The organism is Enterobacter cloacae complex sp. P43RS, from assembly GCF_014930585.1.
Classification (GTDB): domain Bacteria; phylum Pseudomonadota; class Gammaproteobacteria; order Enterobacterales; family Enterobacteriaceae; genus Enterobacter; species Enterobacter bugandensis.
Map to the genome: position 1 here is coordinate 266,063 of NZ_JADBRJ010000005.1, position 25,766 is coordinate 291,828.

A 25,766-nucleotide genomic window follows, 5' to 3' on the forward strand; every position below is an offset into this window, starting at 1 on the left:
TACAGTAACCCCTGTATGCATAAAGATCAACCTCATTTTCGGAAAGCGACTCGCAAAATTCATTCAATGTTGATGCCCTTCGAAAAATCATCTTGCTCAACGACGCTAAGTTGCCTATTTTCCTGCTAACGGATCCGCTAGTAAGAAATTTCGTTGTTACTTTATGATTTTGAAGGGAAATATCATGAAAAAGATATCTTATGAACGGATTTATAAATCCCAGGAATACCTGTCACCACTGGGTGAAATTCATCATCGCGCGCTGTTCGGCGGCTATACCCTGGCAGTGGATGATGCGGTTTTTGCCATGGTGTCAGAAGGTGAGCTCTACCTCCGTGCCTGTGAAGAAAGTGCGAAATACTGTGTGAAAAATGCCGCGTCTTTTTTGACCCTGATGAAGCGGGGCCGTCCGGTGCTTCTCAACTATTACCGGGTGGATGACGGGCTATGGCAGGACAGGGAGCGTCTGCTTCAGCTCTCCACTTTCGCACTTAATGCGGCAAGAAAAGAGCGTTACCAGCGGCATCAGCGCAATCGACTTAAGGACCTGCCAAACCTGACCTTTCAGCTGGAAGTGCTGCTCTTTGAAGCGGGCATCACCAACGAAGAAACACTGCGGGCGCTTGGCGCAAGGGAGAGCTGGCTGAAGATGCGGGCGAAAAATAAAGCGCTGAGTATCAAAGTGCTATTCGCGCTGGAAGGGGCGATCGAGGGGCTGCATGAGGCGGCACTCCCGGCCGGCATTCGCCGGGAGTTGACGGAGTGGTTTAATGCGCTGCCTGAGCCACTGGAGAATCACTCCTCCAGGTAGCGATTTGCTGTTGCAGCCGGCAAATTTCTGGCAGCAGGGCGATGAGCAGGCCAATCTGCTGTAACACCAGAGGCGCTTTGCTGTCGTTTCCGGGCTCAAGATGCGCAATACGTTGGGTAAGTTCATCCAGCGCCTGTCTCACGCGCGGTTCATCGGCTGGCCGGTGATGCAGTGCATCATCGACATAACAGACCGCGTCATCCAGCAGATTGAGGATGCCCGGGTTGGTGAGTTTTTCGCGGTGGGCGCCCAGCGTGGAAATATAGCTGGTGAAGGTATGGTTCAGGCAGAGCAGCCGGAAAGCCGTCTCACGAATCTCGGCCGTGGCGCGAGGCTCCGTTGACATGTTAGAGACCACCGAGGCCAGTTCCGCATCGCTGTTGTGCGCATCGCGGCGCGCTATCCGGTAAGCCAGGCGGTTATCGCGGCCCTGATGATACTGCTCAAGGATGGCATCCAGGTATCGGCAGTTGGCGATCATAGCCCTGTCTAACACGCGCGGTAGATTACGGAAACGCCAGTCCGGCCAGATAAAGCTGACGGCGGCCCAGGCGATAGCGCAGCCAATCAGGGTATCGAGTACGCGGGGCAGGGCGACCTCGAACCCTTCACCCAGCAGGTTAAAGCAGAGCAGAACCAGCAGCGTGATGAACATTGTGGCATGGGCGTACTGCACGTTGCGAAACGCGAAGAACAGCACGCCGGTGATCACGATCAGGATCAGCTGTCCTTCAATGGACGGCACGAAATAGAGCACCGGAAGGCCGATCGCGACGCCGACTAGGGTGCCGATAATACGCAATGCCAGGCGGTGTCGGGTGGCGTTATAGTTCGGCTGACAGACAAACAGGCTGGTCAGCAGGATCCAGTAGCCGTGGTGCAAACCGGTTATCTGGATAAAAGCATACCCCACGCATAAGACCAGGGACATTCGCACCGCGTGACGAAACAGCGCCGACTCCGGCGTGAAGTTGCGGCTCAGCCTTAGCCACATATCGCTCACGCTGTGCACGCTGTCATCTGCAAGCTGGTTATCCACCTCGCTGCCCGGCAGTGCCATCGCCTGCTCGGACTCAATCGTCGCCAACTGAGCATCAATCGCCCGCAGGTTGTTGAGCAGAAAACCCAGCGCTTTGATCTGTTCCGGTGACGTTCCGCTGGCCTGCACGCGGTCGAGCGCCGCATCAAGATGGCTAAACACGCGTTCGAAGCGGGAGTCGTGCTGATAGGGCGTGCGCAAAAGAATGGAGCGCGCGAGCTGCTGGCATGCCTGTGACTGCATGGACAGCAGGCGCTGAAAGCGGAACATGACGTCGCTGTAGCGGAACTTCTCGCGCAGGGCGGCATACTGAACGTGTGAGGAGCTGGCGCGCTCATGAATGTCCTGAGCGGCAAAATAGTAGTGCAAGGTTCTGCGCGTGCCGCGCTGGCCGCGATCCCCGCGCAGACGGGTAAGCAACGAGGCTTTCGTCTGGTTAAGGGTGGCGACCAGCTGGCCGTTTGCCAGCGCCAGATCGTAAAGCGGCGCCTGGCTTTCTTCCTCAATATCCGGGTCGAACAGCCGGGATTTCAGTTCCAGATAATGGGCTAGCTGCTCATAGCTGCGGGCAAGGTTATCCTGCAGAGGACGAACCGGGAAGATTAGGTGGCCGGTTAACGTCAGCAGGTTATACCAGATGGCGCCCAACAGCAGCAGCACAGGCTGCTGATACCACTGGTCGTACAGGGAAACGCCCAGCATGGTATAGATGGCGATCAGCAGGGCCCCAAAGGCGATAGTGGCATAGCGCTGCCCCAGACCGCCCAGCAAAATAAACCCGCTGGTGGAGAGTGTAAGGCCAAGGGCAAACAGCCACGGCCAGGGGAAAAGTAACTCAACGGACGCGGAGGCGATAAAAAAACAGACGAGCGTAATGACCAGATTCCGCAAACGCCCGGCCAGGCGATCGTCCAGATCCGCCAGCGCTCCGGCCACCACCCCCAGCGTGAGCGGGATGGTGAGCTTGACATCATTCAGCCACCACGGCAGGGCCGCCGTGCCGCAAAGCGCGATAAATATCCTGACGTTGTAGAGCCAGGCGCTGTTCCAGGTATAACGGCGAAGCAGTGGACTTAGCATAAACGCGGCCAGTCCTTATTTACTGAAAACGACGACGTGCGTTCGCTTCACGCGCCGCCTGGGCCACTTCGACCGGAACCACCCTGCGCCCGACGGGCCAAAGGGCGATGGCGGCGATCTTAAAGTTCGCGAGCCCGACCGGAATACCAATTATTGAGATGCACTGCGCAATACCGGCAAAAATATGCATGATGCACAGCCACCAGCCGAAGAAAATCAACCACAGAATGTTTAGCAAAGTTCCCCCCGTATTCATCAGGGCACTCTTGCTCTCCGGGTTCAGCTCGTTAACGTGGATAGCTTCATTACCGTAGGGGATGAACGAGAGTTTCGTGATTTCCCAGCAGGAACGGGTCAGGGGAAGGGTGAAGATCAGGACGATGCTCACCAGCGTGGCAAAAAGCCAGGAAAGGGTGGTGGCAAAACCGCCCAGCACAAAATTCAACACATTCAGAACGGTACGCATAAACCCTCACTTCCTTTCGATAAAATTAACGCCCAATGATTGTAACGTTTTTTTAGGCTGGAGCACCTTAAAACTGGCAGTTAAACTGTCAGGTAAATTATCTCTTCGTGGATTTGGCGGGACATGGAACTGAAAGCAACTTCTTTAGGCAAACGCCTGGCGCAACACCCCTATGACAGAGTTGTTCTGCTCAACGCCGGGGTTAAAGTCTCCGGAGAACGCCACGAATACCTTATTCCGTTTAATCAGCTTCTGGCTATTCACTGCAAGCGCGGGCTGGTGTGGGGCGAGCTTGAGTTCGTTCTGCCTGACGACAAAGTCGTGCGCCTTCACGGTACCGAGTGGGCGGAAACCCAGCGTTTCCACCATCACCTGAACGCGCTCTGGCAGCAGTGGAGCCACGACATGAGCGTGATTGCCGCTCAGGTGCTGCAGCAGGTGCTGGACGATATCGCGCAAAGCAACGCGCAGCAAACGTGGCTGACGCGCCAGCAGACCGCCGGCCTGCAGCAAAAGATTCGACAGGCACTTTCGGCGCTGCCGCTCTCCGTGACGCGTCTTGATGAGTTCGACAATTGTCGCGATGCCTGGCGTCAGTGCCAGGCCTGGCTGAACGATATGGATAAAAGCCGGCTGGCGCATAACCAGGCCTGGACGGACGCCATGCTCACCCAATACGCCGACTTTTTCAGTACGGTGGAGTCTTCACCGCTCAACCCTGCTCAGGCGCGCGCGGTGGTGAACGGAGAGCAGTCGCTGCTGGTGCTGGCGGGGGCCGGAAGCGGTAAAACGTCGGTGCTGGTGGCGCGTGCGGGCTGGCTTCTCACCACCGGGGAGGCCGTTGCCGATCAGATCCTGCTTCTGGCTTTTGGCCGTAAGGCGGCACAGGAGATGGACGAACGCATCCAGGAACGGCTGCACACCCGGGATATTACCGCCAGAACCTTCCATGCCCTCGCGCTGCATATCATTCAGCAGGGCAGTAAAAAAGTGCCTGCCATCAGTAAACTGGAAAACGACGCGCAGGCGCGACAGGCGTTGTTTATTAAAACGTGGCGTCAGCAGTGCAGTGAGAAAAAGGCGCAGGCGAAAGGGTGGCGTCAATGGCTGGAAGAGGAACTCAACTGGGAGGTGCCGGAGGGCAGCTTCTGGCAGGATGAAAAACTGGCGCGTCGGCTCGGCTCGCGTCTTGACCGCTGGGTCAGCCTGATGCGGATGCACGGCGGCTCGCAGGCAGAGATGATTGAAAGCGCGCCGGAGGCGATCCGCGATCTGTTTTCAAAACGGGTCAAGCTGATGGCTCCGCTATTGAAAGCCTGGAAAACCGCGCTGAAAGAGGAAAATGCCGTTGATTTCTCCGGTCTTATCCATCAGGCGATCGTCATTCTGGAGAAGGGGCGCTTTGTCAGCCCGTGGAAGCATATTCTGGTGGATGAGTTTCAGGATATCTCACCCCAGCGTGCGGCACTGCTCTCGGCGCTGCGGGCGCAAAATAAACATACCTCGCTGTTCGCGGTGGGGGACGACTGGCAGGCCATCTACCGTTTCAGCGGGGCGCAGCTCTCGCTGACGACCGCCTTCCACCACTATTTTGGCGAAGGCGACCGTAGCGATCTGGACACGACCTACCGCTTCAATTCACGGATTGGTGAGATCGCCAATCGCTTTATCCAGCAGAACCCGCACCAGCTGGCCAAGCCGCTAAACAGCCTGCGGGCAGGGGATAAAAAAGCGGTCACCCTGCTGGCGGATGACCAGCTGGAGCCGCTGCTGGACAAGCTCAGCGGCTATGCGAAACCCGATGAACGTATCCTGGTGCTGGCGCGTTATCATCACCTTAAGCCTGCTGCGCTGGAAAAAGCCGCTACCCGCTGGCCGAAACTGCAGCTTGAATTTATGACCATTCACGCCAGCAAAGGGCAGCAGGCCGATTATGTGATTGTGGTGGGGCTGAAGGAGGGCAGCGACGGATTCCCGGCTCCGGCCCGCGAGTCGGTTATGGAAGAGGCTCTGCTGCCGGTGCCGGAAGACTTCCCTGATGCCGAAGAACGGCGTTTGCTGTACGTGGCCATCACCCGCGCGCGTCACCGCGTGTGGCTGCTGTTCAATAAAGAGGAGCCATCCGTGTTTGTCGATATATTGAAGAGTATTGACGTGCCGGTGGCGCGGAAGCCATAACGGCGTCAGGCAAGATTTCCAGGCCGGGTAGACGTAGCCGCCACCCGGCAAAAAAAGCTACTTCAGTCTCTCGGAAAGATAGCGCTGATAGTCCGGAATAAGGATCTCAACCGGCGAGTTAAACTGCGGTGATTCAATGATAAAATCCGCCGTTGACAGGTTCGTCGCCACCGGAATATTCCACACCGTTGCCAGACGCAGCAGCGCTTTGACATCCGGATCGTGCGGAACCGCATTCAGCGGATCCCAGAAGAAGATCAGCACATCAATTTTCCCTTCGGAAATCTGCGCCCCGACCTGCTGATCGCCGCCCATCGGGCCGCTCAGCATCGCATTCACCTCCAGACCCGTTTCGCGCTGGATCAGGTTACCGGTAGTGCCGGTCGCCGACAGGGCGTGCTTTTCCAGCAGCGGCTGATGGCGGCGAACCCAGTTAAGCAGCATTTGTTTACAGTGATCGTGCGCCACCAGCGCAATATGTTTGCGTTCAGGCAGCGTGCGTGTTGTCAGTTCCATAATCATATCCATCAGGTTAACTGACTACACGATGACGGGAACCGTCTGACGCTGCAAGAGAAAGGCGTAAAAAATGTGGCTTAAGATGAAGGTTGTTGCTTTGCCCACTGTAAAAACCGGGCGCGCGTGTCGGGATCGGCCTGCTGGAACCAGAATTTAAGGCGCTGTTCCGTCAGGCTCTGGGACTGCGGCGGAATGACGTCCAGTTCCGAGACGCCGGATAGCAGCGTACTGTCGTCCGCCATCATGGTGGCAAACTGCGGAAGGGAGGCGCGTTTGCCGGCTTTGTTATAGACCTGCGTTGCGGCCTCGTAGTCCGGGCTTTTTGTGGCGCTGGTCAATGCCAGAATATCCAGCTTGACCGGGATCTGCATTGCATTCCCGTCCAGCAGCTCAACGCGCGGCGAGGCGTCGAAGACCGCTGATTCCTTCTCCGTTTCAAGGCGAGGCAGGGTAATGTTCACCTGGCTGATTTGCCGGGTATTAAAGCTGACAATCAGCGGCGGAGAGATGTACATCCGCTGCTCATGGTTAGTCAGGCCGATCGCTTTTTCGACCCGGAACACCAGCTGATGCGGCCCGTTATCTAACTCAATGCTGTCAGCCCCGCGCAATAACGAGCTGGAAACCTTTTTCCCGTCCAGAACCAGAAGATCAATGTCGCCAGAGAGCCGAAGCGTGGTGGCAAAAACGCAAACCGGCATCGCTAACGCAATCAGAGCAGTGGCAAAACCGGTTTTCATAGAAGGCTCCCGTCAGAGATACTGTCGCCGCATTAATGTATCTAAATCTTTCGATAATCACGTTTACTAACATATAGACATATTTTGCCGTTTTGCCCTCATACATCTGTATGGGATGGATGGTTGAGATGTGCGCTTTGGCGTACACTTTTAAAAAAGCCAGGAGAAAAACCATGAAAGAGAACGATATTGCCGAGATTCTGACATCCACGCGTACCATTGCGCTGGTGGGCGCGAGCGATAAACCCGATCGTCCCAGCTATCGGGTGATGAAATACCTTCTCGATCAGGGCTATCACGTCATCCCGGTGTCGCCAAAAGTGGCGGGTAAAACCTTACTGGGCCAGCAGGGTTATGCCACGCTCGCTGACGTGCCGGAAAAAATTGATATGGTCGATGTCTTCCGTAATTCCGAGGCGGCGTGGGAAGTAGCGCAGGACGCGATTGCCGTCGGGGCGAAAACATTGTGGATGCAGCTGGGCGTGATTAACGAGCAGGCTGCCGTGCTGGCGCGGGATGCGGGATTGAAGGTGGTTATGGATCGCTGTCCGGCGATCGATATCCCCCGTCTGGGGCTGGCGAAGTAATAAAAAAAAGCCCGTTCATCGGGCTTTTTTTACACGCTTAGTTCCGCAGGCGCGGAGCCTGTAACTGTTTGCGGATAGTCTGAGCAAGTTCATCCATCGTGGGTTGTTCCGGATGCTCTTCCTGCAGCTCGCTACTTAGCTGCGCTTCGGCAAGGTAGGTATGTACGGGTTGTCCGTCGTCACCTTCCATCACCACATGGTACCAGGGTGCAGCGCGAAGCTCTGCGTTCACCGCCAGTTCGTCCGCTGACGGTTCATCAAGGGAATACTCCGGGTCGATATCCACGACCACACCCAAATACCCAAGCAAAGTGTGGCGGACCTGCTGGCCGATACCGAATTTGCTGGCAATCATAGTCACCTCCCGGGAAATACGACTTACACATTAAGTGCGGGCAATATTTCTCTTTTCAAGTTACATGACGCGACAGGCAAACCCTTTCAGATACAGTCCTTCCGGGTAGGTAGCAATCACGGGGTGATCGGCTGCCTGACGGAACTGCTCTATAAATTGTACATCACGACCAGCATCTATTGCGGCATCGGCGATGATTTTTTGGAATAAATCGGTGGTCATCAGCCCGGAGCAGGAGAAGGTGAGCAGCACCCCGCCCGGGTTCAGCAGCTGGATGGCCAGCATGTTGATATCCTTATACCCACGGCAGGCGCCCATCAGCTGGCTTTTGTTTTCCACAAACTTTGGCGGATCCATCACGATGACGTCGAACTTCTCGCCCTGATCGCGATATTTACGCAGCAGCTTGAAGACGTCGTCGCGTATAAATTCGGCTTTGCTCAAGTCCAGTTTGTTCAGCTCGACGTTCTGTTTTGCCACGTCCAGCGCTTCCTGCGAGGTATCCACGCTGACCACCTGGGCACAGCCGCCCATCAGCGCCGAAACGGCAAAACCGCCGGTGTAGGAGAAGCAGTTCAGCACGCGTTTGTCGGCAACGTACTGACGCGTAGCCAGGCGGCTGTCGCGCTGGTCAAGGTAGTAACCCGTTTTGTGCCCGCCCTGAATATCCACCAGCAGCTTCATACCGTGCTCTTCAATCGGCAGCAGGGCAGGCGGCAGTTCACCCGTGACCGGGCCCTGCGTCAGCTCCATGCCCTCTTTTTTGCGCACCGCCACGTCGCTGCGGTCGTAAATAGCGCATTCCGGGAACAGGGTTTGCAGGGCGCTAATCAGCGCGGCACGCTGGTATTCCGCCCCGGCGCTGAGGAGCTGCAGCACCAGGAAGTTGCCGAAGCGATCGATGGTCACGCCCGGCAGGCCGTCGGACTCACCGGCAATCAGGCGATAGCTGTCCAGCCCGTCGCGCTTTGCCAGCCACTCGCGCCACTGCTGCGCCTGCTGCAGGCGGCGGACGAAGAAGTCAATGTCGATGGTTTCGTCTTTATCGAAGGTCCAGACGCGTGCGCGGATCTGAGACGCTGGCGAGTAAGCGCCTCGCGCTAACCATTTCCCCTGATGGTCAACAATATCAATGGTTTCACCGAGGCTGGCTTTGCCTTCCATACGGGCAACCGCGCCGGAAAAGACCCAGGGATGACGGCGCAGTAATGATTTCTCGCGCCCTTTGGCTAACACTAAACGTACACTCATAATTTGCTGTTCTGTCGATTTCAGGGAAATGGCGCGTAGAGTAGCACATTCAGCCAGGCGCAATCATCTGCGGATGTCGTTGAGCGTTTCGGCAGATCGTGGAGGAGGTGAGAATGGCCGTGGCGCTGTCACAGTTACAGTCGACTCGCTTACCGATCGGTGAAATCGCATTACAATGTGGGTATCTTTCCAGCTCTCGTTTCACCGCCCGTTTCCGGCAGCACTATGGCTGTTTACCGAAAACGCTACGTTAAGGAGAAGAAAAATGTCAAAAGTCTGCACCATTGCCTGGGTCCACGGCCTTGTTCAGGGCGTCGGGTTCCGCTACAGCACCCAGCGCGAAGCGATGACGCTTGGGCTAACGGGATACGCGCGAAATATGGACGACGGCAGCGTTGAGGTGGTCGCCTGCGGCGACGCGGAGCAGGTTGAAAAACTGATGGCGTGGCTGAAAGCAGGCGGGCCGCGCAGCGCCCGAGTTGATAAGGTCTTAACGGAACCGCATCAACCCGGCAGGGAATATGTGAACTTCGGTATTCGGTATTAAATACACTTCACCGGTTTAGGCAGGCCGGCAATTTTGGTGGCCTGTTTTGCCGGGCCCTTCGGGAACAGGCGATACAGATAGCGGCTGTTGCCTTTTTCTTCGCCAAATTTGTTGGCCATTGCTTTAACCAGCATGCGGATCGCCGGAGAGGTGTTGAATTCGAGATAAAACTCGCGCACAAAACGGACCACCTCCCAGTGTTCGGGGGAGAGGGCGATACCTTCGTTTTCGGCGATTTTCTCCGCCAGCGGCTCGCTCCATAGCGTGGTGTCTTTCAGATAGCCTTCGCTATCGGTCTCAATTTCCTGGCCTGCAAAAATGAACATAGTGCTCTGTCGATAAAGTAAAAACCGCCCCTAGTCTAGCAAATAAGGGGCGGCGTGAGAAACCTCGACCTACAGAAGAAGCTGGAGCAGATTGTTGGCATTAAGCTTTTTCAGCGCGTTGCATTTATACGTCGATACCTGTTTTTCGCTCATCTGCGTCATATGCGCGACATGCCGTACCGATTGTCCGTTCACCAGCCTGTCGAGCACGTTGAACTCCATGCCTGTCAGGCAACAATTCAGGGTGCGCACCCGGCGGGGCTCTCTGGCAAGCAGATACGCCGCATCCGCAACGGCAATCCGGTCATCAATGATATATAAGGTCAGCGTGGCAAACCGCTTTCGCAGATGGGTAGCCAGTGCCCAGCCTTTTTCATTGCACACCAGATAAACCGTTCCTTCCCAGCGCCTGGCTTCCAGCTCCAGAAGAATGTCGACCAGCGCCAGGTGCGTCCCCGCGACGGAAAAGCGGCAGCGAACAACGAGGGTGCCGCAGGCCAGCAGCGAACGGCACCACTTTACCGTACCGCTCGAAACCTGCGTCTGAGCGTTACGGCGCAGAAGGGCGTAGCGCAACCCTTCGGCATAAAAACGATTGTTGTCGAGGATGGCGTAACTCACGATGGCCTCTTTATAAGGTACTGGGCGTATAGATAACGCGTAGGGTGCCGGTGTAATCCCCGGCATTTTTGCTGCTGGCAGCAAACGCGGGCGTTTTCAGAATGATGGGGGCGGGGACACAAAGTACGCTCTCCCGTCCACCCGGCAGCACAACCTGACGCAGATATTGCGGGTCATTAGTGCCCTGCCAGATCAGCGTTTTGCCATTCGCCGCGGTTTCTGCTGCGCCCGTTACCGGGTTGATCACCGTAACCTGATAATCGAGCCGATCCCGTGCTTCGATCTGGCTTCCACCGCGTCGTCTGACGGAAAACGCTCCCTCAGTACGGCCCGTGGCCGCTAAACCGTCATCCTCAAAGCGCAGATAGACGCGCGTGCTGGCGCTGTTTTTACCGTCATACAGGCACATATCCAGCGCGCTCTCGCCCTGGATTTCGCTGCCGCCGGGCCCCCCCGGAAAATTGGTCAGATTGAGGTTAACCAGCGGGGTTGAGTGGGGGAAGGCCGGCAGATAAATCTGCTGGTTACCTGGATCGACCACCTCAATGCGTATCGTCGCCTGCCAGCGGGCTATGGTGAGGTAGCCCGGACACCCGACGTTGACATCGTTAAAGTTGCCCCCGCAGTCGGCGCTTCCCCATTCGCGCAGGTTCTGCTTCAGCGTTGCGGTCCAGATGCCCGGCTGGGCGAGCTTATCCAGTTCGCCTTTAACGATGTAAAAATCAAAATAGGGTTCCCGGTTCCAGGCCGAGAGATCGCCGGTACCGCCGCTGACAAAGCTGGCAAAGGTGAAAACTTTGTTGTTGATAAACATATGTTTTTCCCCATAGATCTTCACATCTGCTGTTTTATTTGTCGACGTGTGGGTAAAACGCAGCGTAATGGTGTAGGGGGCGGCCGGGTTCGCGGTAAACCAGACCGGCGCTGTCATACACGCTCCGTTCGTCGGGTCGGTGCGGGACTCGCAGGTCAGGGTGTTGCGTCCCCACTTTTGCGGGTCGATAGTGTCGTAACCGCTCGGTTCATGGACCCAGATATCAAAACGCGCAGGCGGCACCGCGCGATCGTAGCTAATCCCTACGCTGGAATTTCTTCCGGCAGGGACGCCCGCCAGCGTCTGACAGCTCCACAGCGTCAAAAAAAGTAAAACAAAGAGGTAGTTGTTCACATCATTTCCCTTTGGTGAGGTGCTCTGCATTCATGGCCGTTGGCCCCGTAGGCACGTTCCGCCCGGCGAGCATCAGTTGCGCCTGGTGCTGGACCGAATCCGGCAGGGCGGAGAAAGTGAGTTCCCGACACGGGATCGACCCGACGTAACGCACCACGTCGCGCATGCTTTTCACGCTCAGTTCACACTGATAAAACTGCTGCTGACGCACCAGATAAAGGTTGCGCAGCAGGGCGTCGCTCTGGGCGCTGAAACCGCCATTGCCGAGATCGTTCCAGCCGTTCACGTTCAGCGGTACGCCGCCCACGAACGGCGAATGATGTTCGTCAGTGAGCTGGCCGAGCCAGGTGTAGCGGGTGGTGGTTTGCACGTCCCGGCGAAGCATTTTGCCCGGCACCATAAAGAGCGTCCGGCTCCCGGAACCCTGCGTGATTTCACTGCTTCCGCCTGATGAGACGTTCAGCGACTCATTAACCGTCAGCGTTGTTGGCTGATAACCCGGCACCGCAAAAAGGGCACGGCTGTTGGCCGGGATATCCGCGGTGCCGCCGTTATCCAGCGAGACGGCGACGCGTGAATCCCGGGAATCCTCAGGCGTAGCCACGTTTACCGCAACGGCAGAAGCCGGGCGTCCATCGCCCCAGCGGCCAAGCCACAGCCCTGAGCGCGACAGGGCGAGGGTGGAGCTGTAGTTGCCGCTGCTGCTTAACGTATGGCGCCCATCCTGGCGGTCCCATGCGTCGCTCACCGTCAGGCTGGCGTTACCAAAACGTCCTCCCTGGCGCGTATACGCTGAGGCATTGAGCGAATCGCTGTTGATCCCCGACGCGCTCAGCCCGTATTCATTCTCGCCGCGCGCGTCGGCATACCAGTTGTACGCCACGTTGTAGCTCAGCTGGTTTTTCTGATGCTGCTGGTGCTGCCAGGTTGCACCAAGCGAGGTATAGCCTGACGCATCGCCCTGACGCTTATGCGCCAGTGAGAGGCTAACGCTCAGATAGCCGCCTTTGTCTTTTCCGTCGCGAGAGTGGTCGTTGCGCATAAACAGGTTAATGCTGCTGTTGATGTTCAGACCGCGCGCGCTAATGGTATTACTCAGCCCGCCTTGCCAGGCCTGCGTGCGGGAGCGGGTCATATACACCGGCTCCCACGGCAGGCCGGAATCGTGACGAGCGTCATGGTCAGGCAGTTCCCGGCGCGTAACGTAGCGCCCTTCGTTGCGGTTATCCGAATACCCCAGGTTGGCGTACCACGAGCCGACAGGCACGGAGAACATGACCGAGAGGCTACGATAACAGCCGTTGACGGCGTCAAAACCTGCGCTGCGGGTATCACAATTTTCTGCGGATAACGCGTTGCGGTAGAAGCTCAGCGAAAACCCGTCGTTATAGCTGATTTGCTGAATATTGCCGCGTTGGCCCTTGCTGCCGTAGAGGTAGCTAAAGCGTGTGCTTAATACCCCGTCGATCGGGCCCGCGTTAAAGCCGCGGCTCCAGTCGAGGGCATTTTCCAGGAAGTGCTGCCTTTTCATGACGGTTGCGCCGCTGGTCAGCGCCAGCGTCGGGGTGACGGGCAGGCGTATACCCGCCTGTGCGACCGGGCTGCGTTCATCATTGCGACCGTTATTAGCCGTTTCCCCTGCCTGCATAAACCACTCGACGCGGTCGAATGGCGTAATGCCCGTACGGGTAAACGGAACCTGCTCGGTACGCGTCAGTCGGTTGTTTTCGTATACTGACAGCGTCACGGTATAGCTTCCATCCGGAAACGCGCGCGTATCCAGAGTTTGTGCCCCGGCATTGAGGTAAAAGCTGGCCAGCAGCTCCTTGCCGCGGCGCGCGTCGATACGCGCATCGTGCGAAAGCAGCACCGTAATGGGCGTGCCCTTCGATTGCTGAACCGGGTTGATCCATGCCCGGGTCGAGCCCGCGCGCAGGCCACGAATTTTGCCCAGCGGCAGCTGGCTGAGGTTAATATTCCCCCCGGCGTTGCTGAACAGGTCGCGGGTATCCATCTCGCCTATCTGTAGATAATATTCACGCCATAAATCCTGGCGGAACCAGGCATTGTTAACGGTTATTTCCTGCTGCTGCTGATGACGCGAGCGTTGTCCCAGCCAGGTCCAGTCGAGGTTAAGATAGCCGTCCTGGGTCAGCGCCAGCGCCCCGTTGCCCTGAACGGTGGCAGACTGATAATCCCTGTCGGCAACGAAATTGATATTTTGCTGATGAATCAACGCGTTTTCGCTGTCCTGGGTGGGCTGATACCACTGGTTTTCCTCCGAGGGCTTTGGCAAAAAGCGCTTATCAAAAAACAGGTTTATGCGAGCATTGTTTTCGTCATAGATGATGGCCGCACGGCGGGTTTCGAGATAATCACACCCCGTCGCGGAGCCGTTGCTGCTGCAGGCCAGGTTGCCGTTACGGGCAAGCGGAACGGCCAACGCTGCGGAAACGGAGCCGATAAGGGCAGGATCGTCGTTAAACTGACGTTTGATGGCCGCGACCACGGTTTCAGGCGCGACAAAACTGACCGTTTCAAGATTGATATCGGTTTCGAAAAGGCCAAGCGACTCGCCGTATAAGCTCACCTCTGTCCACATGCGCTGCGTTTTCGCCAGGTCCTCGAATCCGGCCGGGACGGCCATCTCAGCGCAGGCGAGGTGGACAGATGCGGGTAATAAAGCAACAAAAAGGAGAGTATTTCTGTGAAACGCCATGAACGAGCCTCGACATCATCCTGACGTCAGAGGGCGGGCGCCCTCTGACGTTATTCCTTAGGTGCTATGGTGTTACGCACCGCCTTCCGTGGTGGTCGCCTGAGTCAGCATCAGGCTTACAACGCCGCTGTACTGGCCGGTTTTCAGAATGCCTTTGGTGGTCTGGGAAATGGTCAGAGGCAGAACCGCAGAACCGTTTTCAATGCTGCCCGGGAACAGTTCGGTTCCGGTAAATTCGGCATCGGTGGTGGACAGAGTTTTATCACCCAGAAGAACCGTCATCGGTACAATCTGATCCCCATCCGTGTTGGTGAGCTTAGCTGCGCTAACGAGGCGTACTTTGACGTTACTGGTAGCGGAGTTGGACCATACCTTGGTGTTCAGGCGGTAGCTTTCCAGGCCCCGACCCGGCAGATACTGCATGTCGATGCTGGCTGGCAGCGGCGTGTTATCGGCCTGGGTCATATCCAGCTGTGAATCAACGCTGGCGTTGACGGTAATATCTTTCTGGATCGCCAGCGCGCTGGCAGATGTGGTCATCGCGGCAACGATCATCAGAGGTTTAATAAATTTACGCATTGATATCTCCATATTTTACAAATGAGCACCCTGGCTCTTTAAACAAACCACAAGGGTTTTTACAGTGACGTCGTGTTATTGCACGACGGGTAAGTCAGCTTCTTCAGCGGTTTTTTTCATCCAGTTGAAGTAGCGGAATTTGTATTTCTTGCCGTTTACCTGATTAAGCGTTTTTAATTTCCGCTCGGTATCCGGATAAATCGTGGCGTCTTCTTTAATCCATTTACAGACGTCGTCTGACTGACAAATACCGATCTCCCTGAGCGGCACGCGCAGGGTGCCGGCGTTGGTGACGGTCCCCCGTGCGGGATCGATATGCAGCGAAACGCGCTCCGTGGCAGGGGCCAGATGTACCAGCGCCCCCCAGATAACATTGACCCCAAGCTTTGCCGTCGCTGCCGTGCTTTCGGGCTGGCCGGGAATAATGCTGTCCGGCTGTTTCACCCCTTCAAAATAGACTCGCCAGGTGGTCTCTTTTTCCGGCGGCGTCAGTGAAACAAGGCGCACCACGCGCATTGCGCCTGCAGCCAGGGCAAATTTATCGGGCGTCACCACGACGCCGCCTTCTTTCCACGAAGCAACGTCAATCTCTTTTTCCTGGGCCGTTCCGGGGTTAAGAATTTTCTTTTGCCTCACCCGAATGAACTGAATATCATCCGTTTTCGATGCCACTTTTATTTGCGCTGCGCCGGCGCTATCCACGTTAAGTTCCATTGGATAGACGCTCATATTGGCCATTGTCATTTCTGAGAAAAATGACAGCGACAGCGCGGCGACATAAAACGCGGTTGTCATATTCACTTTTTGTTTCTGTTTCACATTCAGCCTGCCTGCTCTGAGTTCTTGTGCGGTTTTTAACACCAGGACACCGTCTGCTTTCGTATCGCTTCAGGGCAGGGAAACTTTAACCAGAACAGCAGGTTGTGAAAATTTGTATTAGTTAACCGCTGATATACAGTGATTTATCCTGATTTGCTGGGCTTAAAGTTGTATAGTTAAAAGAAAATGCCGCTACCCAGGATGGGAAGAAAATTCCTGTTGATGAAAAAAGAACCAGCTCAGGAAGCGATTTTCTTGCCGATGTCACAGGGATAAAAAAGCCTGCGGTAATAGCTGAGAGTGAAATATGTTTTTTATATGCAATAATTCGTTGTTATTTGATCCTGAAGCACATGCAATTAGTCTTGTTGGTCAACCGGAGTCTGTATTAACGCTCTCGGCGCCAGCCGTTCGCCTTTTACAGGAGTTTATTCGTCATAAAGGGCACGATCTGAGTCGGGAGGAATTAATTACGCGCGTCTGGGAGGAGTATGGCTTTACGCCGTCTGGAAATAACCTCAACAAAGCGGTCAGTGAATTACGCAAAGGCTTCCAGTCTCTTGGGGAACATCATAATTTCATTGTGACGATCCCCCGGTATGGATTCCGTTTTGTTGCCGATGTGATTTGCCAGCCTGCGCAAATTGTTCAACCCGCTGAAGCACAGCCGAACTCTTCCGTCGTGCCGTCAGAGGCAAAACGTCAGCGTATTTCCCTTAAATGGGGCGCCGCGGCGGCGGTATTGTTAGCATCAGCACTGGGGTTAGGCTTGCTGTTTAACCAGCAGCAGAAGATCGCTATACCGATGACGCCAAAGCCCGTCGCGCAGAAAATAGCGGGCTGTAGCATCTGGCTTATTAACGATCATGGCCGGCCGCTGGTGCTCTCGAAACTGGCGGGGCTGCTGGAGGCGAATAATGTGGCGTGCGCGCGCGAAGCGTACAATATCTACTATTTCAGCGCCCGCTTTAACCTTGCAGTTGCGGATGAAGTGTTCATTGGTGCATGCCCGGTCAATAAAACCAGCCTGTGCAAAACCATTCGCTATAAAAGCGGGGCAGAAAAATGAAAATGAGGCTTCTGTTTGCTGCGGGTGGGGCGCTTGCTGGCGGCGCGCTGGCGCTCTTTATTTATTCCGGGGGCATATATAAGCGTGATGCGCTGGCCTGCAGTACGGAATTTAACTTTACGCGTAACGAGGGAAAAGCGAATGAGGTCCGGGTCAATACCGTGGCCCAGTTCTATTTTCATCGGGACGGCACCGGCTTAACAACGTACAAAGGTGCAGCTATGGCTGAAGGCCGGGGCATGATCGTTGACAGGGATGTGGATTTTACCTGGTCGCGACGGGATGATGATAACGTTATCGTGTTGAGCTACACCAAAACCTGGCGTCGGCATAATGACAATACCCCGGACGAAAAGTGGGGAGGCTTTGCGAGGCCGACAGCCCGCTATTACCTGACGATCTCCGAGCTTGCGCCCGCCGTGTGGCTGATACAGGACCGGCTCTATCCCACCTATATTTGCCGCGGTGACTAGGGCATAAAAAAAGGAGAATGCCTGAGGCATTCTCCTTTTTGTTTCAGCAGGTCTGCTTAATCGCGGCTGGCGAAGCCCAGGATGCTCAGCAGGCTGACGAAGATGTTGTACAGCGACACATACAGGCTCACGGTCGCGCGGATGTAGTTGGTCTCACCGCCGTGAATAATGTTGCTGGTTTCATACAGGATCGCGCCGGATGACAGCAGGATAAACACCGCGCTAATCGCCAGGTGCAGGGCAGGCAGCTGCAGGAAGATGTTTGCCACCATACCAATCAGCACCACTACGATACCCGCCATCAGCATACCGCCGAGGAAGGACATATCCTTGCGCGTGGTCAGCACGTAGGCCGAGCAGCAGAAGAACACCAGCGCGGTACCGCCCAGCGCCATGCCAATCACGTCACCCATACCGGCAGACAGGTACGCGTTCAGGATCGGCCCCAGGATATACCCCAGGAAGCCGGTGAAGGCGAACGCGGAAAGAATACCGACCGGTTTATCAGCGGTTTTGTAGGTCAGGAACATCAGACCGTACATCCCCACCAGCGTCAGGATCAGGCCCGGAGACGGCAGCATCAGCACGGTACTGGCGGTAGCGGTGATCGCTGAAAACGCCAGCGTCAGGCTGAGCATGAAATAGGTATTGCGCAGCACCTTGTGGGTGCTGAGTAGCGATGTGCGGTCGCGTGAGGAAGTAATTATACGATCCATGAGTCACTCTCTTATGACAGATGTAATTAACGGAAAGAATAGGAAACGGCGCGCCAGTCTCAAAGTGGTTTTACCCATCTTTACTCAGCACGTTAGCGCTGAAGGTGGTCGTTTCTTCTGCAAAAGCATATGTAACCAGTATGAACGGCGGTTTAAAAGTATTTACCAGATCAACCTCTTATAGGTTACTGAAAAATATTGCGTTATTGCCTTTCGGGCGCTAAGAGTTATCTCCGGATCGTCATAAAACAGACAATAAGGCGAAGGAAATGAAACCACAAACACGCACGCGCTTTACGCTCTCTTTACTCACCGCCGGGATCCTGTGCGCCAGCACGGCGACCTGGGCGGCTAACGTGCCAGCAGGAACAGCGCTGGCCGAAAAACAGGAACTGGTCAGAAACAATGGCAGCGAACCGGCCTCGCTCGACCCGCACAAAGTCGAAAGCGATGTCGAATTCAATATTATCAGTGATTTATTCGAAGGGCTGGTGAGCGTCTCCCCGTCAGGAGAAATCCAACCCCGGCTGGCTGAAAAATGGGAGAACAAGGACAACACCGTCTGGACGTTCCACTTACGTCCGGGCATTACCTGGAGCGACGGGACGGCCATTACCGCAGAGGATGTGGTCTGGAGCTGGCAGCGCCTGGTTGATCCAAAAACCGTTTCACCGTACGCCAGCTATCCCGGCAACATGCATATCGTCAACGCGGCCGATATCGCTCAGGGGAAAAAATCCCCCGACACGCTGGGCGTAAAAGCAATTAACGATACCACGCTGGAAGTGACGCTCACCCAGCCCAACGCGGCGTTCCTGGCGATGCTGGCGCACCCGTCGCTGGTGCCGGTGGATAAAGTGCTGATTGGCCGTTTCGGCGAAAAGTGGACCAAACCGGAGCATTTCGTCAGCAGCGGAGCGTATAAGCTGTCCCAGTGGGTGGTCAACGAACGCATTGTGGCGGAGCGTAACCCGCGCTACTGGGATAACGCGCATACCGTTATTAACAAAGTCACCTATCTGCCGATCACCTCCGAGGCCTCGGATGTGAACCGCTATAAAGCGGGCGAAATTGATATTGTTTATACGGTACCCATTAACCAGTTTGCTCAGCTGAAGAAAACGCTGGGCAGCCAGCTGGACGTCTCCCCGCAGCTGGCGACCTATTACTACGAATTCAACACCACCCGTCCGCCGTTCAACGATGCCCGCGTGCGCAAGGCGCTGAACATGGCGCTGGATAAAGACATCATCGCTGAGAAGGTGATGGGGCAGGGGCAGCGCCCGGCGTGGCTGATTAGCCAGCCGGACATCGGCGGGGTCAAGCTGCAGAATCCGGATTACGCCAGCTGGCCGCTGGACAAGCGTATTGCTGAGGCGAAAAAACTGCTCAACGAGGCCGGGTATAACGAAAGCCATCCTCTGAGCTTCAACCTGCTCTATAACACCTCTGAATCGCACCAGCGCATCGCGATTGCGGCCAGCTCTATGTGGAAGAAAAACCTCGGCGTAGACGCGAAGCTGCAAAATCAGGAGTGGAAAACCATGCTGGATACCATGCACACCCACAACTTTGACGCGGTGCGCTACGCCTGGATTGCCGACTACGACGACGCGGCGACCTTCCTGAACAACTTCCGTACCGGCGACAGTGAAAACACCAGCCAGTACAGCAACCCGGACTACGATCAAGCCTTGATCAACGCCGCAAAGGCCAAAACGCCGGCAGAGCGGGGTAAATTCTACCAGCAGGCAGAGGATCTGCTTGGGCGTGATGTGCCTGCCATTCCGGTTTATCACTACGTCCGTACGCACCTGGTGAAACCGTGGGTGGGCGGCTTTACGCCGGATAAGCTGGGGTACTATTTCACAAAAGATATGTACATCAAAAAGCACTAAGCGAGAGGGCTGGATTTTATGCTGAGAAAATCGCCGATGTGTTGTCTGTTCAACCGATTAAGCACATTTTGGCTAATTTTAAAGCGAACGATTGCAGCCACTCTTTACAGCATGCGGTGAGGTGTTTATAGTTCGCCTCACTCAGGAAGTGTGGCCGAGCGGTTGAAGGCACCGGTCTTGAAAACCGGCGACCCGAAAGGGTTCCAGAGTTCGAATCTCTGCGCTTCCGCCAGATATAAACCCCAGCTTACTCGTTAAGCTGGGGTTTTTCTTTTTGCGCGTATCTGTAAACCTGACGTCTATGAGCGGATAAAGGCCAGAATATCCGCGTTAATGGTATCCGCGTGGGTGGTATGCATCCCGTGCGGGAAGCCCGGATAGATTTTCAGCACGCTATTCGCCAGCAGCTGGTCCTGCAGAAGGGCGGCATTCTTATAAGGCACGACCTGATCGTCATCCCCCTGCATCACCAGAACGGGAACCGTGATGGTTTTTAAATCTTCCGTCTGGTCGGTTTCTGAAAACGCCTTAATTCCCTCATAGTGGGCCCTGGCGCTGCCGATCATGCCCTGACGCCACCAGTTCTGAATGGTGCCCTCTGAAACCTCAGCCCCCGCCCGGTTAAACCCATAAAAAGGACCGCTGGCGACGTCGAGGTAAAACTGGGCGCGATTCGCGGCCAGCGCTTTACGAAAGCCGTCGAAAACCTCTACAGGTGTCCCGCCAGGATTGTTTTCTGTTTTCACCATCAACGGTGGAACGGCGCTCACGAGCACCGCTTTGGCAACGCGCCCCTGCGGCTGGCCGTACTTCGCAACATAGCGGGCCACCTGGCCACCGCCGGTTGAGTGGCCGACGTGCACCGCATTGTGCAGATCCAGGCTTTCAACCACGGCCGACGCGTCAGCCGCATAATGATCCATATCGTGCCCTTCGCTGACCTGGTCCGAACGCCCGTGACCACGGCGGTCGATTGCGATAACGCGATAGCCTTCCGCAAGGAAGAAGAGCATCTGGTTATCCCAGTCATCGGCACTCAATGGCCAGCCGTGATGGAAAACAATGGGCTGAGCCTCTTTCGGACCCCAGTCTTTGTAGTAAATATTGACGCCGTCTTTCGTTGTTACGAATGCCATACCGCAGACTCCTCTGTTAAAGACGCAACGATCGCTGGCTGAGCGCAGAGCGAACCATTATTGTCTTCATGATGTTGGCTTGTTTTGTTTCCCGTACCGACAGTACCCCTAAAGTGTAGGAGAAATAGTAAAACCGGTGGGTTTCATTCGTGTGAATGGTATCCAGAAGGGGAAAGCGAATGATGGGCTCTGGAGTGAGTCCCAGAGCCATCAGAGGAGGGGGCGTTAACGGTTCTCTTCAATATAACGGGCGAGATCGGCCGGGGTTTTCAGCACCGTCGCCACGTCGGTAGGCGGGATCATACAGCCGTAAACGTCCTGCACCTCCAGCACCATGTCGACTGCCAGAATGGAGTCGAGAATGTCGGATTCAATCAGCTCATCGTGAAAGCCAACCTTGCGGGATAACACTTTTTCAAACAGGGCGAGAATATCGTGTTCCATCATTTTTCCTGGGATAATTAATGTGTGCGGGCGTAAGCGTCCAGCAGCTTGCGGTCAATTTTGCCGTTAGGATTCAGCGGCAAAGCGTCTTTTACGATAATTTGTGAAGGCACCATGTAGTGGGGCACCACGTTTGCCAGCGAGGTTTTGATTGCATCCGGTGCCAGCTCCGTCACGCAGAACGCGGCGATGCGCAGCACGCTGCCGCAGGGTTTCATCAGCGGCATCACCACCGCTTCGCTGATGCCGGACATGGCCAGCAGGCGGTTTTCAATCTCGCCGATCTCGATGCGGTAGCCATTCAGCTTGACCTGGCTGTCGTTGCGGCCCTGGCAGTAGATGAGCCCGTCTTCATAACCCAGATCGCCGGTCCGGTAGCCGCGGAACGCATCATTTTCCCGACGCAGCAGTTTTGCCGCGTTCTCCTGCGGCAGGCCTAAATAGCCGCGCATGACGTTTTTGCCCCAGATAATCAGCTCGCCCTCGGCGGAAATTTCCATTCTGCTGTCCGGCATCATCACGCCCACCGGCAGCACCGCGCTGTCGCTGTTAAGGATCTCATCCGTGATCTCAACCACGGTTGTCGCAATGGTCGCTTCCGTTGGGCCATAGGAGTTGATGATTTTGGCCTGCGGGAAACGGCGGCGGAGTTGTTTCACCAGCGCTTTATTGAGCACTTCACCAATGAAGATAAAGACGCTGAGTGCAGGCAAATACTCGCTGTTAAAGTGCGGAGAAAGCAGTTGCTGGTAGGCAAAAGAGGGGGTGGAAACCCAGGCGGAGACCGCGTTGCTTTGCAGTCGCTCGAGCCAGTTCTCTTTCTGGATATCCTCTTTGGCATTCAGCACGATGTGGCCTCCCATCGCCAGGTTCGCCAGCAGAGGGATCAGGGAGAGGTCAAAGCTGAACACCGCGTGGTTCATCAGCACCGGTTTTTCCGGCAGCGAAAAGTCCTGGCTGACCCACTTCATGAAGTGCCATACGCTTTCACGTCCAATCTGCACGCCTTTCGGTTTTCCGGTGCTGCCTGAGGTAAACATGATATAGGCCAGATCCTGCTCCTCCAGCACCTTGCCCGCCTCGCCGGTGGCGATGAACTGCCGCGTCGCCACGTCGTAGTAGTAAGGGGCGCCGGTCAGGTTGCAGATCTCGCGAAGCCGCTCCTGAGGGTAGATGCAGTCCACCGGGATGTACGGAATGTTGTGCAGCAGGCAGCTATATATGGCCACGGCGAACTCGGCCTGCTGATGGCCGTACAGCACGATCGGCGTACCGTCTGCGGGCTGGCAGCGTCGATAACGCTCTGCCCAGTTCGTCACGGCAGAGGAAAGCTGGAGCCAGCTTAAGGTTTCGTCGCTGCCGCTGATGGCCAGCTGCTGCGGGGAGGCGGGATCGCGCAGTGCCGCACGCAAGAAATCCTGCAGTTCCTGAAGATCGGAGTGATTTTTCATAGAGATGACATTCCACTGAAGATGTAAAGGGATCCTGCGGCGCTTCCCAGCGTCAGAATTCGTCCCAAAAACGCAACGGCCGGATACTGCAATCCGCGGTGTAACGTTGGGTTGCGTTTGGCTGACCACAGCAGCATGTTGTGCGCGACGGAAATCGCGCCAAACAGCGCGCCGCTGATGACGTAATGGCGTTCCAGGCCATTCCACGCCCCCATGCAGAACAGGGTGCAAAAAATACCGATATTTTGCGCCAGCGTTTTGTTCTGGCGGAAAAAGTTAAACTTCATCAGGTTCATATAGACGGGCATAAAGACCACGTCGCGCAGCCATTCGGACAGGCTGATGTGGAAGCGGCGCCAGAAATCCTGCGGGTTCTTCGCAAGAAGCGGCATGTTGAAGTTTGCCGGAATATTCAGCCCAAACAGCCGGCCCGCGCCGATGGCCATATTGCTGTAGCCCGCAAAATCGAAGTACAGATAGGCGCTGTAGGCAATCGACATCACCACGCCCACGGTCAGGGTAAACGGCTTATGGCTCCAGGGCTGCACGACGAGCGAATCGATCAGCATGGCAAACAGGAACTTCTGAATGATGCCGGTAATAATTTGCTCAAGCGCCGTTAAAAACTGTTCGCGGTTAAGGACAAATGCCGGCTTATTCACATCGCTCATCCATGTCCGCCAGCGATACATCGGGCCGGCCAGAATAATAAAGGGCATAAAGAGATAGCAGAAATAGTGAAGGAAATTCTGGCCCTCTTTTTTACTGCGATACAGCAGTACATCCACAGCGCGGAAGGTCATAAAAGAGAGACCGATTGTGCCGAGGTGATAATTAAAATGTAATTTCACCAGAACCAGAGGCAGCAGCGTTAAAACGACCGCCTGCCAGGTTTTTAATCTGCCTTTTTCTTTTAACGTGGCGACAAGATAAAACCAGCAAAAGACGGCCACGGGAACACTGTAATTGCCCTGAAAAATATAACCCCAGCCTAATGCTGTCACCACGGATAAGGAAACTAGCCAGGTCAGACGGTGGCGTAAAACACGATTAACCATCGCAAACACCAGCGCGGATGAAAATAAACAGACAAAAAACATTCCTGAGCTGTACATCATTTCGCCTCAGAATTTTTGATATTCAAAATGCAGCTGCATACTCATGCTGTCATCGACAGCGGTCCATGCAACGACGGTGATCGCCAGCAGTAAATAAAGGCAAAAAAGACGGATCGCGATTTTCATTATTTAAAACTCTGTGCAATAAAGCGAAGCATTGGCACCCAGGCCAGTTCGGTAGGGTGCAGACGATCCCAGTTCCAGCCGTTCTGATACGGCATGGCGTACATATCCAAATACGGGATCTGGTTCTCTTTCAGAATGGTTTGAATCTGCTTATCGAACGGGCGGAAGGTGTCGGTATTGTAAAGCGCCCAGGGGTTAACCGGGTCGACGATAGCAATCACCTGCACGTGATGCGCTTTCAAAAGCTGAACGGTTTTCCTGAACGCGGCGAACTGCCCCGGCACCACCGGCGTGTCATCCCACTGCTGCGGCTTACCGTCCTCGTCGTAAATCGTTTTGTCCATCCACAGCGTGGCCGCGCTCTGATGGCGCTTTTTATTCAACTCGCGGGCATTCGCCAGCGCTTTATCCCAGTCAGGGGAAAGACGGGCGGTTGGCTGCTGAGGCCAGGGCTGCGCCGTCTGTGGCCTGATGTTGAGCAGCGACAGCCAGTCGTTTTTAATCAGGGTGCAGAAGTTTGCAAACTGAAAACTCAGCTCGTTCCACATCAGCGCCGGATGCCAGCCATACACACGCATTTGCCCGAAGGTTAAATGGCTTATCTCTTTCGCATCAATATGCTTCAGGTAATTAACCAGGAACGGGCGCGCCTGCGGATCCTTCATCAGGGGATTAAAAATCGAGCCCGGAAAATTATCCGCATAGATAGCGGGCGGCAGGCCTTTTGAATAAAAGCCGTCAGGCGCCAGAAGCAGCACCACTTTGCTGTTTGCGTTAAGGCTATCTTTAAAACGCGAGAGAAGTAAAAATTGCGTTTCGTCATCGACAAACGCATCGCCATAGGCCACGACGGGCTGGTGCAATTGCTTATTAAAATAATTAAATACGGCGTAATGTTCCTCTTCTGAGGTGGCGACCTCAGACGCACCAAGGAAGAAAATAGCATTCCCTTCTAAAGCATGGGAAATTGTGGCTATTTTTTCCGCCTGTTCTTTTGTCGTCCCTGCCATGGACTTGATCAGCGGCTGGAATTTAAGCGGCGGATCAAAGCTTGTCACCAGCGGGTGAAAACTCAGGACTAAAATGGCCAAAACGGCCATCAGGATATGTAAGCAAAACGTATTTTTGATTTTCATCATCAACCAGTAAGGCGCTATGACAGTAATGCGTTAAAACCCGCATTACCCGGATTTATTACCATTACAAAACACATGGCCGTCTATTTTTTTTGGCATTCTATACCACGGTGATTTAAAAGGATGAGCGTTGCTGTGTAACGGTATGTACAAGGGGGGAAGGGGGGAGGGCAGGAAAGCGTCCGGGTGACTTTTTGCGCAGTCAAACGCCTGCAGGCAAAAATAGAAAAATTCCTGCTTTACAAGGCGCTAATAGATGTTTATAGTGCGCCTCACTTTGGAAGCGTGGCCGAGCGGTTGAAGGCACCGGTCTTGAAAACCGGCGACCCGAAAGGGTTCTAGAGTTCGAATCTCTACGCTTCCGCCAAATTCGAAAACCCTGCGATAGCAATAT

Annotated in this window: 25 protein-coding genes, 2 tRNA genes and 1 pseudogene; 10 read left to right on the forward strand and 18 right to left on the reverse strand. The window is 55.2% G+C overall.

Annotated elements, in window-relative coordinates:
- The first annotated feature begins 184 nt into the window (after positions 1-184).
- Complete coding sequence (locus IM294_RS12645) at positions 185-811, forward strand: TfoX/Sxy family DNA transformation protein (protein ID WP_041910603.1); 627 nt, start codon at positions 185-187, stop codon at positions 809-811.
- Here the strand turns inward: IM294_RS12645 and yccS are convergent.
- Positions 768-2,930: a YccS family putative transporter gene (gene yccS / locus IM294_RS12650; protein WP_126817649.1), complete on the reverse strand. Its 2,163-nt coding sequence runs from the start codon at positions 2,928-2,930 to the stop codon at positions 768-770. The genes IM294_RS12645 and yccS overlap by 44 nt on opposite strands.
- 19 nt (positions 2,931-2,949) lie before the next feature.
- Positions 2,950-3,396, reverse strand: coding sequence for a YccF domain-containing protein (locus tag IM294_RS12655; RefSeq protein ID WP_041910601.1), 447 nt, complete (start codon positions 3,394-3,396; stop codon positions 2,950-2,952).
- A gap of 123 nt (positions 3,397-3,519) precedes the next feature.
- On the opposite strand from IM294_RS12655, the gene helD reads away from it, so the two are divergent.
- Positions 3,520-5,574, forward strand: coding sequence for a DNA helicase IV (gene helD, locus IM294_RS12660; protein ID WP_045261704.1), 2,055 nt, complete (start codon positions 3,520-3,522; stop codon positions 5,572-5,574).
- A 57-nt stretch (positions 5,575-5,631) separates the two neighbouring features.
- Here the strand turns inward: helD and mgsA are convergent, their stop codons facing one another.
- A complete protein-coding gene (mgsA, locus tag IM294_RS12665; protein ID WP_041912035.1) occupies positions 5,632-6,090 on the reverse strand; it encodes a methylglyoxal synthase in 459 nt (152 codons plus the stop codon).
- An 80-nt stretch (positions 6,091-6,170) separates the two neighbouring features.
- Positions 6,171-6,833 carry a DUF2057 family protein gene (locus IM294_RS12670; protein ID WP_126817647.1) on the reverse strand — a complete coding sequence of 221 codons (663 nt, stop codon included), beginning with the start codon at positions 6,831-6,833 and terminating at the stop codon, positions 6,171-6,173.
- Positions 6,834-7,006: 173 nt separating this feature from the next.
- Between IM294_RS12670 and IM294_RS12675 the strand changes: the two genes are divergently transcribed.
- The gene (locus IM294_RS12675) at positions 7,007-7,420 is read left to right on the forward strand and encodes a CoA-binding protein (RefSeq protein WP_028012609.1); all 414 of its coding nucleotides are present in this window, start codon (positions 7,007-7,009) and stop codon (positions 7,418-7,420) included.
- Between the two features lie 37 nt (positions 7,421-7,457).
- On the opposite strand, the gene hspQ is transcribed toward IM294_RS12675, so the two are convergent.
- A complete protein-coding gene (gene hspQ, locus IM294_RS12680) occupies positions 7,458-7,775 on the reverse strand; it encodes a heat shock protein HspQ (RefSeq protein ID WP_008499919.1) in 318 nt (105 codons plus the stop codon).
- 60 nt (positions 7,776-7,835) lie between these two features.
- Entirely contained in the window at positions 7,836-9,026 is a 1,191-nt protein-coding gene (rlmI, locus tag IM294_RS12685) for a 23S rRNA (cytosine(1962)-C(5))-methyltransferase RlmI (RefSeq protein WP_045261702.1), read from the reverse strand.
- A 22-nt stretch (positions 9,027-9,048) separates the two neighbouring features.
- Between rlmI and IM294_RS22255 the strand changes: the two are divergent.
- Both IM294_RS22255 and yccX read left to right on the forward strand, forming a co-directional pair.
- Positions 9,049-9,280 (forward strand): annotated as a pseudogene (locus IM294_RS22255) (helix-turn-helix transcriptional regulator); the annotation flags it as partial.
- 11 nt (positions 9,281-9,291) lie between these two features.
- Positions 9,292-9,573, forward strand: a complete 282-nt coding sequence (gene yccX / locus IM294_RS12695; RefSeq protein WP_048999181.1) for an acylphosphatase — start codon at positions 9,292-9,294, stop codon at positions 9,571-9,573.
- Here the strand turns inward: yccX and tusE are convergent.
- The 6 genes from tusE to IM294_RS12725 form a co-directional block, all read right to left on the reverse strand.
- A complete protein-coding gene (tusE, locus tag IM294_RS12700) occupies positions 9,570-9,899 on the reverse strand; it encodes a sulfurtransferase TusE (RefSeq protein ID WP_028012611.1) in 330 nt (109 codons plus the stop codon). The genes yccX and tusE overlap by 4 nt on opposite strands.
- A 69-nt stretch (positions 9,900-9,968) precedes the next feature.
- On the reverse strand, positions 9,969-10,520 hold the full coding sequence (locus tag IM294_RS12705; RefSeq protein ID WP_126817645.1) for a LuxR C-terminal-related transcriptional regulator: 552 nt from the start codon (positions 10,518-10,520) through the stop codon (positions 9,969-9,971).
- Between the two features lie 10 nt (positions 10,521-10,530).
- Entirely contained in the window at positions 10,531-11,688 is a 1,158-nt protein-coding gene (locus IM294_RS12710) for a CfaE/CblD family pilus tip adhesin (protein WP_185860339.1), read from the reverse strand.
- 1 nt (position 11,689) lies between these two features.
- Positions 11,690-14,407, reverse strand: coding sequence for a TcfC E-set like domain-containing protein (locus IM294_RS12715; RefSeq protein WP_126817642.1), 2,718 nt, complete (start codon positions 14,405-14,407; stop codon positions 11,690-11,692).
- A 72-nt stretch (positions 14,408-14,479) separates the two neighbouring features.
- The gene (locus tag IM294_RS12720) at positions 14,480-14,986 is read right to left on the reverse strand and encodes a CS1 type fimbrial major subunit (RefSeq protein ID WP_028012615.1); all 507 of its coding nucleotides are present in this window, start codon (positions 14,984-14,986) and stop codon (positions 14,480-14,482) included.
- Positions 14,987-15,061: 75 nt separating this feature from the next.
- Positions 15,062-15,781, reverse strand: coding sequence for a fimbrial protein (locus tag IM294_RS12725; RefSeq protein WP_227015620.1), 720 nt, complete (start codon positions 15,779-15,781; stop codon positions 15,062-15,064).
- A 331-nt stretch (positions 15,782-16,112) separates the two neighbouring features.
- Between IM294_RS12725 and IM294_RS12730 the strand changes: the two genes are divergently transcribed.
- The gene (locus tag IM294_RS12730; RefSeq protein ID WP_063154537.1) at positions 16,113-16,874 is read left to right on the forward strand and encodes a winged helix-turn-helix domain-containing protein; all 762 of its coding nucleotides are present in this window, start codon (positions 16,113-16,115) and stop codon (positions 16,872-16,874) included.
- Entirely contained in the window at positions 16,871-17,347 is a 477-nt protein-coding gene (locus tag IM294_RS12735; protein ID WP_047368236.1) for a hypothetical protein, read from the forward strand. Before IM294_RS12730 ends, IM294_RS12735 begins: the two co-directional genes overlap by 4 nt.
- A 56-nt stretch (positions 17,348-17,403) precedes the next feature.
- Here the strand turns inward: IM294_RS12735 and yccA are convergent, their stop codons facing one another.
- Complete coding sequence (yccA, locus tag IM294_RS12740) at positions 17,404-18,063, reverse strand: FtsH protease modulator YccA (RefSeq protein ID WP_013097244.1); 660 nt, start codon at positions 18,061-18,063, stop codon at positions 17,404-17,406.
- Between the two features lie 269 nt (positions 18,064-18,332).
- Here yccA and IM294_RS12745 point away from each other — a divergent pair, with 269 nt between their 5' ends.
- Positions 18,333-19,961 carry an ABC transporter substrate-binding protein gene (locus tag IM294_RS12745; protein WP_028012619.1) on the forward strand — a complete coding sequence of 543 codons (1,629 nt, stop codon included), beginning with the start codon at positions 18,333-18,335 and terminating at the stop codon, positions 19,959-19,961.
- 144 nt (positions 19,962-20,105) lie between these two features.
- Positions 20,106-20,193 (forward strand) — tRNA-Ser (locus IM294_RS12750).
- Between the two features lie 67 nt (positions 20,194-20,260).
- Here IM294_RS12750 and IM294_RS12755 read toward each other — a convergent pair.
- The 5 genes from IM294_RS12755 to IM294_RS12775 all read right to left on the reverse strand — a co-directional run bounded on the left by IM294_RS12755 (position 20,261) and on the right by IM294_RS12775 (position 25,372).
- The gene (locus IM294_RS12755) at positions 20,261-21,097 is read right to left on the reverse strand and encodes an alpha/beta fold hydrolase (RefSeq protein ID WP_047368239.1); all 837 of its coding nucleotides are present in this window, start codon (positions 21,095-21,097) and stop codon (positions 20,261-20,263) included.
- Positions 21,098-21,322: 225 nt separating this feature from the next.
- A complete protein-coding gene (locus tag IM294_RS12760; protein ID WP_028012621.1) occupies positions 21,323-21,541 on the reverse strand; it encodes an acyl carrier protein in 219 nt (72 codons plus the stop codon).
- Positions 21,542-21,558: 17 nt separating this feature from the next.
- Positions 21,559-22,992: an AMP-binding protein gene (locus IM294_RS12765; RefSeq protein ID WP_126817640.1), complete on the reverse strand. Its 1,434-nt coding sequence runs from the start codon at positions 22,990-22,992 to the stop codon at positions 21,559-21,561.
- Entirely contained in the window at positions 22,989-24,107 is a 1,119-nt protein-coding gene (locus IM294_RS12770; RefSeq protein WP_193360357.1) for an MBOAT family O-acyltransferase, read from the reverse strand. The genes IM294_RS12765 and IM294_RS12770 overlap by 4 nt, the downstream gene beginning before the upstream one ends.
- Before the next feature lie 128 nt (positions 24,108-24,235).
- The gene (locus IM294_RS12775; RefSeq protein ID WP_063437629.1) at positions 24,236-25,372 is read right to left on the reverse strand and encodes a D-alanyl-lipoteichoic acid biosynthesis protein DltD; all 1,137 of its coding nucleotides are present in this window, start codon (positions 25,370-25,372) and stop codon (positions 24,236-24,238) included.
- Between the two features lie 279 nt (positions 25,373-25,651).
- Here IM294_RS12775 and IM294_RS12780 point away from each other — a divergent pair.
- Positions 25,652-25,739, forward strand: a tRNA-Ser gene (locus tag IM294_RS12780).
- The last annotated feature ends 27 nt before the right edge of the window (positions 25,740-25,766 follow it).

What these genes read in the sequence shown, in the direction of transcription:
- IM294_RS12760 (WP_028012621.1), bottom strand. Translation starts at nt 21,541, where the DNA reads ATGGAACACGATATTCTCGCCCTGTTTGAAAAAGTGTTATCCCGCAAG.
- IM294_RS12720 (WP_028012615.1), bottom strand. Translation starts at nt 14,986, where the DNA reads ATGCGTAAATTTATTAAACCTCTGATGATCGTTGCCGCGATGACCACA.
- IM294_RS12755 (WP_047368239.1), bottom strand. Translation starts at nt 21,097, where the DNA reads ATGGCATTCGTAACAACGAAAGACGGCGTCAATATTTACTACAAAGAC.
- yccX (WP_048999181.1), top strand. Translation starts at nt 9,292, where the DNA reads ATGTCAAAAGTCTGCACCATTGCCTGGGTCCACGGCCTTGTTCAGGGC.
- IM294_RS12670 (WP_126817647.1), bottom strand. Translation starts at nt 6,833, where the DNA reads ATGAAAACCGGTTTTGCCACTGCTCTGATTGCGTTAGCGATGCCGGTT.
- IM294_RS12725 (WP_227015620.1), bottom strand. Translation starts at nt 15,781, where the DNA reads ATGACAACCGCGTTTTATGTCGCCGCGCTGTCGCTGTCATTTTTCTCA.
- IM294_RS12715 (WP_126817642.1), bottom strand. Translation starts at nt 14,407, where the DNA reads ATGGCGTTTCACAGAAATACTCTCCTTTTTGTTGCTTTATTACCCGCA.
- hspQ (WP_008499919.1), bottom strand. Translation starts at nt 7,775, where the DNA reads ATGATTGCCAGCAAATTCGGTATCGGCCAGCAGGTCCGCCACACTTTG.
- yccA (WP_013097244.1), bottom strand. Translation starts at nt 18,063, where the DNA reads ATGGATCGTATAATTACTTCCTCACGCGACCGCACATCGCTACTCAGC.
- IM294_RS12655 (WP_041910601.1), bottom strand. Translation starts at nt 3,396, where the DNA reads ATGCGTACCGTTCTGAATGTGTTGAATTTTGTGCTGGGCGGTTTTGCC.
- IM294_RS12745 (WP_028012619.1), top strand. Translation starts at nt 18,333, where the DNA reads ATGAAACCACAAACACGCACGCGCTTTACGCTCTCTTTACTCACCGCC.
- IM294_RS12770 (WP_193360357.1), bottom strand. Translation starts at nt 24,107, where the DNA reads ATGTACAGCTCAGGAATGTTTTTTGTCTGTTTATTTTCATCCGCGCTG.
- yccS (WP_126817649.1), bottom strand. Translation starts at nt 2,930, where the DNA reads ATGCTAAGTCCACTGCTTCGCCGTTATACCTGGAACAGCGCCTGGCTC.
- IM294_RS12645 (WP_041910603.1), top strand. Translation starts at nt 185, where the DNA reads ATGAAAAAGATATCTTATGAACGGATTTATAAATCCCAGGAATACCTG.
- helD (WP_045261704.1), top strand. Translation starts at nt 3,520, where the DNA reads ATGGAACTGAAAGCAACTTCTTTAGGCAAACGCCTGGCGCAACACCCC.
- IM294_RS12775 (WP_063437629.1), bottom strand. Translation starts at nt 25,372, where the DNA reads ATGAAAATCAAAAATACGTTTTGCTTACATATCCTGATGGCCGTTTTG.
- IM294_RS12735 (WP_047368236.1), top strand. Translation starts at nt 16,871, where the DNA reads ATGAAAATGAGGCTTCTGTTTGCTGCGGGTGGGGCGCTTGCTGGCGGC.
- IM294_RS12765 (WP_126817640.1), bottom strand. Translation starts at nt 22,992, where the DNA reads ATGAAAAATCACTCCGATCTTCAGGAACTGCAGGATTTCTTGCGTGCG.
- mgsA (WP_041912035.1), bottom strand. Translation starts at nt 6,090, where the DNA reads ATGGAACTGACAACACGCACGCTGCCTGAACGCAAACATATTGCGCTG.
- IM294_RS12730 (WP_063154537.1), top strand. Translation starts at nt 16,113, where the DNA reads ATGTTTTTTATATGCAATAATTCGTTGTTATTTGATCCTGAAGCACAT.
- tusE (WP_028012611.1), bottom strand. Translation starts at nt 9,899, where the DNA reads ATGTTCATTTTTGCAGGCCAGGAAATTGAGACCGATAGCGAAGGCTAT.
- IM294_RS12675 (WP_028012609.1), top strand. Translation starts at nt 7,007, where the DNA reads ATGAAAGAGAACGATATTGCCGAGATTCTGACATCCACGCGTACCATT.
- rlmI (WP_045261702.1), bottom strand. Translation starts at nt 9,026, where the DNA reads ATGAGTGTACGTTTAGTGTTAGCCAAAGGGCGCGAGAAATCATTACTG.